The sequence below is a fragment of the Bacteroides nordii genome, assembly GCF_019930665.1.
GTDB lineage: Bacteria > Bacteroidota > Bacteroidia > Bacteroidales > Bacteroidaceae > Bacteroides > Bacteroides nordii.
Window position 1 is genome coordinate 2,929,219 of record NZ_CP082886.1, and the last position, 13,576, is coordinate 2,942,794.

Annotated in this window: 6 protein-coding genes; all 6 read right to left on the bottom strand. The window is 40.0% G+C overall.

The genetic code is table 11. The features are described from left to right. Window position 1 precedes the first annotated feature (1 nt). Window positions 2-1,132, bottom strand: coding sequence for an acyltransferase family protein (locus K8P02_RS11820; protein ID WP_025867935.1), 1,131 nt, complete (start codon window positions 1,130-1,132; stop codon window positions 2-4). A gap of 97 nt (window positions 1,133-1,229) precedes the next feature. Further along, on the bottom strand, window positions 1,230-4,292 hold the full coding sequence (locus K8P02_RS11825) for a glycoside hydrolase family 2 TIM barrel-domain containing protein (protein WP_025867936.1): 3,063 nt from the start codon (window positions 4,290-4,292) through the stop codon (window positions 1,230-1,232). 133 nt (window positions 4,293-4,425) lie between these two features. Beyond that, entirely contained in the window at window positions 4,426-6,750 is a 2,325-nt protein-coding gene (locus K8P02_RS11830) for a glycoside hydrolase family 20 protein (protein WP_025867937.1), read from the bottom strand. Window positions 6,751-6,769: 19 nt separating this feature from the next. Beyond that, a complete protein-coding gene (locus K8P02_RS11835) occupies window positions 6,770-8,350 on the bottom strand; it encodes a sulfatase family protein (RefSeq protein ID WP_002561142.1) in 1,581 nt (526 codons plus the stop codon). A gap of 303 nt (window positions 8,351-8,653) precedes the next feature. Next, window positions 8,654-10,360: a RagB/SusD family nutrient uptake outer membrane protein gene (locus K8P02_RS11840; RefSeq protein ID WP_007486431.1), complete on the bottom strand. Its 1,707-nt coding sequence runs from the start codon at window positions 10,358-10,360 to the stop codon at window positions 8,654-8,656. Between the two features lie 9 nt (window positions 10,361-10,369). Beyond that, window positions 10,370-13,570 carry a SusC/RagA family TonB-linked outer membrane protein gene (locus K8P02_RS11845; protein WP_025867938.1) on the bottom strand — a complete coding sequence of 1,067 codons (3,201 nt, stop codon included), beginning with the start codon at window positions 13,568-13,570 and terminating at the stop codon, window positions 10,370-10,372. Window positions 13,571-13,576 lie beyond the last annotated feature (6 nt).

Here is a 13,576-nt window from a genome sequence, read left to right on the forward strand (position 1 = left end):
ATCAAACCTTCAAAAAGAACCTACATTTATACATTACTCTCAAAAGTAGAAAAAGAATAAGATAATTGGCAAAGGTCAACCATACTAAATAATAATTTCCTAAATATTGCTCTAATCCGTAACTGACCGAAGCTGCAATACAACGGAAATTCACTACCTCACCGAGCACGTAGGCAGTAATAGAATTCATACCATACACTTTCAACCAATTCAATCCCCGTGTATGCCCTTTATAATCAATCCAGTAATAAAACAATGCCATGAGCAAAAAGCAATATCCACCGGACAGTAACGTCATACTGGCTGTCCATAAACGCTTAATGACAGGCATTTGCAAACTCCACAACTCTGCCAGACCGATCAATAACAGACCAATAAGCAGTAATATTTGTACCACCTTTTTCCGGTTCGCCTTGCCTTCTTTCATTATCTTTCCGGCAAAAGCTCCAAGCATCACAGTAACCCCAAATGTCAGGCTACTCCATATCCATGTATAATTGTATTGAGATGAAAAGCTCCAGGTTCCGTCTTCATTCCAAAAAACTCCATCCCGGAAACGTCCCAGAACCCATCGATCTACCTGCTCTGCAAAATTTCCTGCCGGGGTAAAGTCACCCAGAAATGTCATAGGAATCCAGTAGGCAAGAAGCAATAACAGCGTTATTATTATCTGCCATCCGAATGAAAAATGTAATTGGATAACTGCTGCAATAAAATAACCAACAGCAATCGATTGTAATGTATTAGAATAGAAATAAATGTGCTTACTATCAAATCCAAGTAAATTTCCCTGGACAATCATTCCGAAGATAAAAAGTAAAATAACCCGTTTAAGAATCCGTCGGTAAACAGGCCAATAATCTACAGAAGCAGTTTTGTATTTAGATAAGGAAAAAGGCATTGAAGCCCCTGTCATAAAGAGAAAAAGCGGCATTACAAGATCCCAGAAACGAAACCCTTCCCAGACTTCATGGTCGAACTGATATAGAACCTCATCGAGAAATGGCAGATTCAACTGTCGTGCCAGTGCAACGAACACCGGCTGAAAAAAGACAAGAAGAAATAAATCAAAACCTCTAAGTATATCCAATGAGGCTAATCGGGTAAAATCATTTTCCGGTACTTTGTTCATGGTATTTTATAGATTTAATTCCGGAAGAAAAACAGAAAAACCAATGAGGTACCTCCTTCCGGAGATATCCTCATTAGTATATATTACTCTCTCTTTTTTACTTCACAGGATAAATAGTGAAATCAAAGGTTTGCTTTGTCAATGGAACCAGATAGGAAGGCAAAACTCCCGGACCACAAGTAGCAGTACCTACTCCAGCTTGTTCTGCATCCAGATGTATTGTTATTTTGCCGTCCCGTTTCAATTCATTAATATGACGTGCCTTCTCTAATATTACATCTGAGAAAGGAAAAGTGCTAAACTGGAAGAAAGAATTTGCCTCTATCCAGCAACCTTTCCCATGTTCGTCAGTCAATTGCAGCCACCGGACATCCGTCCGGTTACCTGTAGACTGAGGAACAACGTAATAATGGAACATCCGTTCAGGAGTTGTTTTATAAACACCTATTTTTCCCGATTGATTCCGGTCAGTATAGGTTTCATGTTCCCCACGGCCCAGATAAGTTACATTTTCGTAGGTATCCTTCATTTCAAAAGTAATTCCCAATCGAGCCATCGATTTTACCAATGAAGTATCCGGCTCAAAAGTAGTCTGCACTTTCATAGAACCATCACGGTTCAAAGCATATATAAACTCGGCATTTCCTATTTTCTTTCCTTCGGCATTCAGAATATCAGCTTTCACAGTCGTCTTATTCTTACCTTCTTTCAAAGAAACCACCTTTTGTGTCAAATGGTCCAAACCAGCCTGTCTCCAGAGTTTAGCTCCATTCTGATCGCGGTTATCATTATCCGTAGCCGGACGGAACAGGCTCAAAGTTATCGGACTTGCCAATAATTCTTCTCCATCCAGACAAAGAGATTTCAAAGCACCGGTAGCCTCATCAACAACAAACGTTGTGTTCCCCGCTTTGGCAGGTTTGCCGGACCAACTGTTTTTAGATACAGGAAGTACAAACTGATCATAGGCAACCTCCCAATCGGATGTTACTAACGGAGTAGCCTTCACCCGCGTCCAACTCAGATTCAGATAAGCTTCGCGAAGCGTTTTAGGAATTTTCACAGCTCCCAAAGTGATATCCACTACGGCATGCGGAGCACAAGTCACCTCTTTACTTCCTTCAGCAACAATCGTTCCGTCATCTCCCGTCACGCTCCAATGAAGAAGATATTCATTCAAATCCGAAAAATCAAACCAATTCTTCACACGGATAGTCAGGTTCTTCTTATCAACCAATGTACTCTTGATATTCTGATAGATCTTCTTTACCTCCAACAGATGCGGATGGGGCTCACGAACGGCATTCACCAAACCGTTACAACAGAAGTTACCAAAGCTCGGCACATCTTTAGGGCCGTAATCGCCACCGTACGTCCAATACCAGTTGCCATCCTTGTCTACCTCACGGAAAGACTGGTCCACCCAATCCCAGATGCAACCACCCTGAGCCATCGGTTCATTTTCAAAAACATCCCAATATTCCTTCATGCCACCGCAACTATTCCCCATGGCATGCAGATATTCGCAAAGAATAAAAGGACGGTAAATATCCTTACGGGCTACGTACTCTTTAATGACATCCACACTGCGGTACATACGGCAATAGATATCCGTATTGTAATTTTCTTCCGCACGTTCATATTGTACGGGACGGTTCTTTTCTACCGACTTCAGCCAGTCATACGTACGCTCAAAATTAATTCCATTGCCGGATTCATTGCCTAATGACCAGATCACAATGGCAGGATGATTCTTTGAACGCTCATACATACGATGCGTACGATCCATATGAGCCGTAAGCCACGTACTGTCTTTTGCCAAAGAGGCAGGTCCGTAGCCCATACCGTGAGATTCGATATTTGCTTCATCAATCATATAAAGGCCATACCGGTCACAAAGCTGATACCAGTAAGGATGAGCAGGATAATGGGAATTACGGACGGTATTGATATTATGCTGTTTCATCAGCTTGATATCCTCTTCCATCAGTTCCTTACTTACTGTACGCCCCAACTGTGAATGCTCATGACGGTTTACCCCTTTCACCAATACAGGCACACCATTGATGCAGAAACGACCGTCCTTTATTTCAGAAGTACGGAAACCGACTTTCGTCCCGGTCACCTCAGTCACTTTTCCATTAGCGTCTTTCAATTCCAATATCAATGTATACAGATTCGGATGTTCTGCACTCCATTTTTCAACATCCGGAATACGTTTCTCATCAAAAGTAATCAGATTGCTCAAACCACGGGATTTAACCGGTTGACTACCATTCAATACCGTCTTTCCGGCCTCATTCTGCAATTCATAGGCAATGGTAGTTATTCCGGCTGCCGCTCCTTCTACAGTCACATCAAGTTCGAAAACGCCGTCTTTATAAGTATTCTTTTCAAGGATAGAGGTCACTTTATAATCGGAAATATATTGCTTGGGAGTACTGTAGAGATACACATCCCGCTCAATACCGCTTAACCGCCACATATCCTGACACTCAAGATAAGCACCTGCACTCCAGCGGTAGACTTCAAGGGCTATTGTATTTTCACCTTTTTTCAGTTTGTCGGTAATATCCCATTCGGCAGGGGTCTTAGAATCCTGATTGTATCCTAAAAACTTTCCATTCACCCATGCATAATAAAATGAAATGACCCCTTCACAGCAAAGTATCACGCGACGGCCTTCCCAACCGGCAGGAATCGTAAAAGTCCGACGATAAGACCCCACCTCATTCTCTTCAGATGGAACCAACGGCGGATTCTTCTTGAAGTTGAACATCTTATCATCAAATTCATAAGTCTCGTTTACATAAATAGCCGTACCATACCCCTGACGCTCCCAGTTACCCGGCACATTGATATCGGCCCATCCTCCGGTATAAAACGAAGGTTTATAAAAATCTTTCGGACGGGTATCGGGATTCTTCACCCAATGGAACTTCCATTTGCCATTCAGACTCATATAATAAGGAGATTCTTCATAAGCTCCTTTCTGTACATCAGCAGCAGTTGCATACGGCCAGACATAGGCATGGGGATTCAGCTTATTCAGTCCTACCGCATACTGGCTCTGCCATTCGGGCTGTTGTTGTGCCGCAGCGGGAATGATAACCAGCACTGCCAGCATCATCAGATAAATTCGTTTTAATAAGTTATTCATGGTTTTATGTTTTTATAGTAGTTAAGTAGTCAAGTAGTTAAGTAGTAAGTAGTCGATAGTATTGATACTTACTACTTAACTACTTGACTACTTAACTACTAAAATACTTACTACTGGGCTAGTTACTACTAAATTACTTCACTATCACTTCATCAAACATCACTCTGGATTCCTGTCCCGGACGTACATGATCTTCCGGGCAAGCCCCTGGTCCTTTGGCGGTCACACGGATATAGCGTGCCTGTTTCCCGTTGATATTCAAAGACAGATCTTCCACAAAATTCCACTCCCGGAAGATCTCCTGAGGAGTAAAGCTTAATGTACCCACCTTCCTGAATTTACGGTTATCATCTGATATTTCTACTTCTATCGATGCCGGTTTATGTATTGCCATGCCATAATTTGTAATACAACCTACTGTAACCGTATGGAGTGTTTCCTTTTTCAATAAATCAATTGTGAAAGATACCGTATCACTTTTTTCCCAGGAAGCCCATTCATAATCTGTTTGTTTCAGGCTTCCACGTATTCCGTTGGTTACTACTTCCACATTTTTATTATCTCCAAAAACAGGTTTACCGGTAGCCTTATTCCAGATAACAGGTAAAATCAATGTTTTTCCCATTTTCTTATCCCCCACAAAGGTAGCACACTTTAAAGTTTGTACGCCCCGAATAGTCAATTCTTTGATATAGCGGGGGGATTTTGCAGAAGGCTCACTATCATCCAGCGTATAACGAATTTCCACATCCGGACGTATACATTCCAAATTAACCTTTAAAGCCCCGTTTTCAGGTGTTATTGTATGCTGAATATTATACATTGAACGGGAATACCCCACTCCTTTAGCTGCAATATGGCAGTTATATACATCCAATCCTTTTAAAAAACGGTTCCAATCTTTCATTTCCCGTTTAGCCCAGCCCCCTTCGGCCACTGCTGCCAGACGCGGAAAGAGCAGATAGTCCACATCTTCGGGTTTATTGCAAAACTCAGTCCACATGCAACCCTGTATCCCCATCAAAAGAGACTTATATTCAGGTTTCCAATCATCCTGTATCGGTTCATAATCAAATACATCCCTCAAAGTTATATTACCAAAATAAGTCACAGGTTCAAACCACTGAGGTCCCTGATAGCGTATCAGATACATTATACGCGCCGGAGTCATAATAAACCGGTGTCCCTGCTCTGCAGCTTTCAAGGCAGCAGTACCCAATCCCTGCCAGCCTAAGATGATGGTTCCGTCCGGTATAGTCGTATTCGTCAATTCATCCCAGCCTATCACTTCACGGCCTTTACTCTGTACATATTCGCACATCCGTTTCATAAAGTACCCCTGCAAATCTTCTTCATTGGCCAGATGTTCTTTTTTCATTCGTGCCTGGCAAAGCGGACATTTTTCCCAGTTCGTCTTTCTGGCCTCATCACCCCCCAAATGAATATAACGGGAAGGAAACAACTCCACCACTTCATCAATCACATCTTGTAAAAAAGTAAACACACTGTCATTTCCGGCACAATAGATAACCTCAGCATGCGCACCTCCCAACCCGGGTAATACACCTATGAAATTCTTTACTACCGGACAAGCCAATCCGGGATAAGAGGCCAAGGCAGCATTGCTATGTGCCGGCATCTCTATTTCAGGAATTACTTCTATCTGGCGATCGGTAGCATACGCTATTATCTCCTTCATATCTTCCTGAGTATAAAATCCACCAATTGGAGTAGATTCTCCTAACATCGGATTCCTCCGGGAATGAAAAGGAACGTCGGTACGATCTACCCGCCATGCACCTATATCTGTCAGACGAGGGTGTTTCTTTATTTCCAGGCGCCAACCGTTATCATCACACAAATGAAAATGCAGTTTATTTATTTTCAGCATCGCCATACAATCTATGATGCGCAATACATTCTTTTTGGGTATAAAAAAACGGGCAGCATCCAATAATAACCCGCGATAGCCAAAACGAGGTTCATCACTGATTTTTACCGAAGGAATGGCCCAGTCAACATCTCCGCCTACATTTCTTGCATTCTCTATAGAAGCCGGCAGCAACATACGGATCGTCTGCAAGGCATAGAAGAAGCCTTTTACATCCGAAGCATTAATCACAATCTTATCCGAAGTGACATCCAACCGATAGGCCTCACTCTTCAAGCTACGATCTGTTATAAAACAAACATCCCCGGTGTTACTTCCTTCTTTCAACAACGGAGTGAATCCGCCAGCACAAGTAAAAAGACCGATAAAATTACGAGCGATTTCCGCTTGCCCTGCATTCTCTACAGCAAATACCGTATTCTCCGAAAAACGATAGCTCCCCTCCCCTGGCACAACTTGCACAGGGGTGGGTACTATAGAGATCGTTTGTGTTAAATCTTCAGCCTGTACTGCTATGATAGGGGAAAACAGTAACGCTATTATAATTGATAAGGTGTATTTCATCATAAATCAATATATTCCTTTTTTACTCTTTATCTCTTTCCGGTGAAAAACGAACCGGATCGTTGTATTGCTCCTGCAACTTCAGCATTTCTTCTTTAAGTTCTCCCACTACAGGTTCATACTCTGCTTTTCCATATAAGTTATGCATCTCAGCAGGATCTTTCTGAAGATCATACAACTCCCACCAGTTTATATCATTATAAAAATGAATCAACTTATATCGTTCTGTACGAACACCGTAATGGCGTTTTACCATGTGTTCGGCAGGATATTCATAAAAATGATAGTACAATGCTTTTCTCCAATCTTTGGGATGCTCTCCTCTCAGCAAAGGCAACAAAGATACCCCCTGGATATCATCAGGAACAGGAGCACCTGCCAACTCAAGAAAAGTAGGTGCATAATCAATATTCTGTACCATTTCTGTTATATCACCTTTCCGGTCGAATCCCTTAGGCAAACGCATTATAAGCGGAGTACGCATAGATTCCTCATACATAAAGCGTTTATCAAACCAGCCATGTTCGCCCATATAAAATCCCTGATCGGAAGTATAAACCACCAACGTATTGTCCAACATTCCCTTTTCTTTCAGATAGTCAAGTACACGCCCTACATTATCATCCAGAGATTTCACTGTCTTCATATAGTCACGCATATACCGTTGAAACTTCCAGTTGGCCAATTCTTTTCCTTTTAGATTCTGCTTATAGAAATCATCAATCACCGGACCATAAAACTTATCCCAGGCAGCCCGTTGCTCCGTATTCATACGTCCGAGGAATTTCTCATACAAAGATTTCAGTCGCGAGTTCTTCTCCGGACGAAGCATTTTCAGGTCATAGATCATGTCCATATCCTTCACAATACTCATTTCCTGTGCAGCAGCAGCCGGACGGCCTTCATAATCATCAAAGAAGTTTCCGGGAAGAGAAAATGTCTTATCTTCATACAGTGCCAGATTACAGGTATCCGCCATCCAGTTGCGATGAATAGCCTTATGGTGAATCAACAGGCAGAAAGGTTTATCCTTATCCCGTTTGTTCTCCATCCAGTCAATAGCCTCATCCGTGATAATATTTGTGACGTAACCTTGTTTCTGAATCGTATCATTATCCTGGGTGATAAAATCCGGATTATAATAATCGCCCTGTCCCGGTACTATCTCCCAGTAATTGAACCCTGTAGGCAGACTTTCTAAATGCCACTTCCCTACCAAAGCTGTCTGATAACCAACTTTCTGTAACAGTTTCGGAAAAGTTTGTTGTGCACTATCAAAAACACAAGTCGTGTTATCATAAAATTTATTGGCACAACTATGCTTACCGGTAATCATACAGGCACGGCTTGGACCACTCAGCGAATTAGCAACAAAACTATTGGTAAAGCGTACACCATCATTGGCTATACGATCCAGATTAGGAGTCTCCATATAACGGGTATCATAACAACTCATCATTTGAGCCGTATGATCATCCGTCATAATATATACAATATTATATGGTTTTGCTTCTTCCTTTTTTTGTTGCTGACAAGAAGTTACAGTAGCCAATGTCGCCAATCCGGCAAAGGGATAAACTATTTTTAAGTCTGGTCGGTTCATGGTAAAACAAGATTAATATAAATACAATAATTTCTCTACCCTTTATTATTTAGTAGTTCTATGTTTCTTTTAAATACAAATTTACGACAGCAGGTACTAATCCAATGTTCGAAAATAATTTTATATATTCCAAAAATGTCCAAAATGCGTCCTTTTTGAATTTTATTTGAAAAAAAGAACAAAAACAATAAACGATAGCTTTTAAATAGAGTAGTAGCAAATCATGCTACTACCCCTGTTGCAGAAAACAAAACTCTTTCGGATGTTTCTGCTGCTTCATTACAAATCAACAGAATAATAAAATTAGTATCCGTAATTTTGATCGCCGGCAGATATTGACTCGTTAGTATTCAATTCTTCCTGTGGTATAGGCAACCGTAAGTTTTTCTTCAAGAAATTTTCCGTTAAATCTCCATTGTTAAACAGACGTTCTTTAAATCGATGTTCACCTAATTCCTTGTTCTCAACAATGGCTCTTGTAATATGATGATTATTCTGAATCTCCAAAACCTTCTTCAAATATTCAGTTCCTCGTCTTCGTGCGTCACAATACATCGTTTGTTCACCAGCCAATTCTACCAAACGTTCCCAGAATATTTTATCTCTCACCTGATCTTTAGTAAGATTAGTTTCCCAGTCTTTAGGGTAAACAGCATTCGGCGTACCTGACTGCCGCGCTCTCTGTAATACTTCTTTCACCAGACTAATAGCCTTTCCTGTTTCACCAGATTCATTCAGCACATCCGCCATCATCAATAAGAAATCAGCATAACGATATACAATAAGATTCATATGCGAATTTTGAGCTGTAGAATTCAAGTCCATCGCTTTCTTATAATAAGACCATCCGTAATGTTCTCCGGTAGGCTGTACAAAACGTTTCACCAACTTATCATCAACCGCCTCTAACTCTTCAACTGTAGGATTGGTAGGATCGTTACATATACTATAATTTATTTCTACATTATGAGTAACCCGACCCTCTTTGTAACTCAATTTCGGATAAGCAAACTGATTTTCACCATTACTCTTATTTACCCATGTCGAAAGAACAGTTGCACTATATCTCGGATCGTCCGGATAGGTACCTTTCAGATAGTCATGAAAAGCTTTTGAAATACGAATACGTCCCCATGATATACCGGCTGTAGAGTTTTGAGGAGCAAATATCCAACTTCCACGATTACCGGTAGTAGAAGATTCTGTTGAAAAATTGAGTTGAAATATAGATTCTTTCGAGTTTGAATGTTGTACAAACAAGTTTGAATAGTTTGGTTCCAATTGAAATTTTCCATATACAAATTCACATTGTTCCAAAGCTAACTCCCAATAAGTCTTATTACCCGAAGCTTGTTTTCCCTGACATGCCAAATACCAATATAGTTTAGCTAAATAAGCATGCGCTGCAAGTCCCGAAGCTTTTCCGGCATCTGCGGTTTCAGTCAATCCACCAATAGCATCTTTCCAGTCACTTTCAATCTGTGCCGCAATCTCTTCTTCAGTAGCTCTCGGAATAGAAAGCGACTTGAGAGATGGAATTGTATTACGCAGAGGTACTCCACCAAAAGTAGTCAACAGATGGTAATATGAGAATCCCCTCAGAAATTTAGCTTGTGCTACCAATCCGGTTTTAAAGTCCTCGTCCAATGGGCTCTCTTTCATATTCTCTATAAAAAATGTTGTCTCTGAGACCGTTTTATATAAACTTCTCCAAAACATCTTGGTTATCACACAACCAGAAGATACATTCAGAGATACGTAACGGTCCTGATCACTGGCATTTGTCTGTGCCCATCCCAAACCGGATGCTCCCACCAGTAATTCCTGAGCAGCCTGCCCAAAACCATCATAAGTAGTCAACTGTCCATAACAGGAAAGCAGTGCCAACTGAGCTGTATTCTCATCCAAAAACACAGATTCACTATTCAAAGCATATTGCGGATCTTCATCCAGGCAGGAAGAAAAAGTACAAATAGCTAATAAGAAATATATTAATTTTAATTTTTTCATAATACCTGATTAGAATGTTACACTTAAACCAAAAATATAAGAACGTGACTGAGGAAATGAGTTCATATCAACGCCTCTTTTTAAACCATCGAATGCAAAAGTATTCACCTCCGGATCATATCCAGAATAATTGGTAATAATGAATGCATTTTTTACAGAAGCAAAAATGTTTATATTCTCGAAACCTATTTTACTGACAATACTTTTCGGCATAGTATATCCCAATGTTATATCCGAACATCTCAGGAAGCTACCATCTTCAATATATCTGTCAAGTACAGCTGAAGACGGATTTGTACTATTTACTCCCGGATAAAGGTTTGTAGGATTATCAGCCCTCCATATATTAGCATAAACCTCTTTACGAATATTATTAGATGAATTCTTGGCAGGCATAGCTTCATAGCGCAGATTACTATTTAATAAATCATTTCCGTAAACTCCATTAAAGGAAGCTGATAAAGAAATGTCTTTATAAGTCAATCTGGTTTGGAAACCATATGTAAAATCCGGATTCGGATCTCCCAGAATCACTTTATCATCTTCAGTAATCATACCATCACCGTTACTATCGACAAATTTAATATTACCCGGGTCCGTACTACCTGCAATCGTATTCTTGTTTTCACTTTTCTGAGGAACATCATCTCCCTTCTGAATTATACCATCTGTTTTATATCCCCAAAACAACCCCGGAGCTTTTCCTTCAATAAAAATATTTGCAACACCAAAATGGTCACCTATTGAGTTTCCTAAATAAGCAGAATATTGATTATTGCCATAAAAAGCAAGAGGTAATCCTAATTTTCTGATCTTAGAACTATTAAAGCCAATATTACCCGATACATTCCAGGTGAAATCTTTAGAACGGATAACATCTGCATCCAAAGATATTTCAAAACCTCTATTTGACAAAGAACCTTGATTCATCAGAATATTCGCAAAACCTGTAGTGAAAGAAACAGAACGATCGATAAGTAAGTCATCTGTACGTTTGTAATACCAGTCTAATGTACCAGACAGGCGATTATTGAATATAGCAAAATCAAGACCAATATTATAGGAAGTGGTCGACTCCCATTTCAATTCAGGATTTTGCAAATTACTTACAGCCAAAGCCAACTCTTTATTACCGTTAGCATCTGCATAATCAATTGTCTTTTTATAATTATAAAAACTATTATATGGATCTATAGACTGATTTCCTGTCTGTCCATATCCTAAACGAAATTTCAACTGATCAATCCAAGGAGTATTTTCTCTGATAAAGTCCTCTTGTTCCATACGCCATGCCAAAGCTGCAGAAGGAAAGTATGCCCAGCGGTTGGATTTCACAAACTTACTTGTACCATCAGCACGGAATGTTGCCGTTAACAAATAACGTCCTTCAATAAAAGATAAGTTTAAACGTCCCAGATAAGAGAGTAACTGATAGTCTTTCTGAATGGGTTGCTCTTCATTAATGGTACCTGCCATATGTAACCCTTTGGTACGGAACGAATGATTTTCAAAATTACGAGCCGAAGTAACTTTGTTCAAATATCCATAGTCATCATAAGTGACACCTACAGTGGCTGCAATATCAACAATGTTTTTAATCTTCGTATTGTAATTTACAATATTCTCAACCGTATAATGGTTCTTTTCCAAATTTGTCAGACCAAGAGAACCATTATCATTTTCTCCTTTAAATAATTGGAGTCCAAACCAGCGTCCACGATTTTGTGTAAAGATATCACCCCCTACACGTGCATTATATGAAAAACCTGCACCGATATTCCATGTCAGATCTGCCGAAGCTCTGAATGTTTTTTCTGTCGTAATATCATCATAATCATTAATCCAGCTCCATACAGTTGTTTTTTGTTCTGCCGACAGATTTTGCTCACCAGATGGAGCCACATAAGGTGCCGAGTCAAGGGCTGTACGAGTAACAGATCCGGTTGCTCCCCCTCTGGTATCTCCTCCCGACATCATATCATTCTGTTTGATAGAGCCATTCAGTGCCAAATTAAGTTTCACGCTCTTAGACAAATCCATCGAAAGATTTGTACGCAGGTCGCCCTGTTTTAAACCTGTATTATAAACAATACCATTGATATCTTTAAAAGAAGCAGAAACATAATAAGTAGTTTTATCGTTACCACCATTAATAGTGGCTGAATAATTCTGAGAAAAAGCACTCTGATAGATCTCTTTTTGCCAATTATGATAAGTTAATACATTGTAAGATTCCGGATTTTCAGGATCATACTCTCCACCGGAATAAATATAACGCACTTCATTATTTTCAAAAAAGAATTGTGCAGCCTTTTCTCCCAGTTGCTCGTTACGAAAACGTCCATACTCTTCCAGATTCAACATATCTTTCAGTTTCGTAGCATTCGCTATTGTAAAGTTGGCACTTAAACTTACTTTGGGTTTCCCGCTCTTTCCTTTCTTCGTCGTGATAAGGATAACTCCATTAGCACCGCGCGAACCATAAATAGCCGTAGCCGATGCATCTTTCAGAATCTGGATATCTTCAATATCCTGTGGATTCAAACTGGTCAATGGATTTTGAGCTGTCTGAAAATCACCATCACCAAATGCACTGGCGGCAAACTCACCGGTTGAAGCCTGCGGTATGTTGTCAATTACATACAAAGGCTGATTATCGCCACGCAGAGAGTTGGCACCACGAATTGTCACCGAAGAAGCTGCACCTGGAGTAGCTACAGTGGCTCCAACATTTACACCGGCTATTTTACCTTGCAACAGATTATCAATGGAAACAACCTTTGCCACTTCGTTCTGATCAGGTTTCAAAGAAGAAATAGCACCGGTAACATCGCCCTTACGAACTGTTCCATATCCTACAACTACTACTTCATCTAACACTTCTGAATCCTCAACCAATTTGACATTAATAGTTGTTTGATTACCAACTTTTATTTCCTGAGTTTTATATCCGATAAATGAAATTACCAAAACAGCATTATTACCAGATACAGAAATTGAATAGTTACCATCAATATCTGTAATAACTCCATTTGTAGTCCCTTTTACCAAAACATTTGCACCAATAACTCCTTCATTTGACTCGTCTGTGATCTGTCCTTTCACTACCTTAGACTGCTGCACATCGTCAACAGCAGCATGTAACGATAGAAAAGGAATAATCATAAACAGAGCAAAAGCCAATAAACTAAATTGCCATTTGTTTTTCATACGTTA

Bases quoted from the DNA above. Each gene is read 5' to 3' on its own strand.
- K8P02_RS11820 (WP_025867935.1), bottom strand. From the start codon at position 1,132: ATGAACAAAGTACCGGAAAATGATTTTACCCGATTAGCCTCATTGGAT.
- K8P02_RS11825 (WP_025867936.1), bottom strand. From the start codon at position 4,292: ATGAATAACTTATTAAAACGAATTTATCTGATGATGCTGGCAGTGCTG.
- K8P02_RS11830 (WP_025867937.1), bottom strand. From the start codon at position 6,750: ATGATGAAATACACCTTATCAATTATAATAGCGTTACTGTTTTCCCCT.
- K8P02_RS11835 (WP_002561142.1), bottom strand. From the start codon at position 8,350: ATGAACCGACCAGACTTAAAAATAGTTTATCCCTTTGCCGGATTGGCG.
- K8P02_RS11840 (WP_007486431.1), bottom strand. From the start codon at position 10,360: ATGAAAAAATTAAAATTAATATATTTCTTATTAGCTATTTGTACTTTT.
- K8P02_RS11845 (WP_025867938.1), bottom strand. From the start codon at position 13,570: ATGAAAAACAAATGGCAATTTAGTTTATTGGCTTTTGCTCTGTTTATG.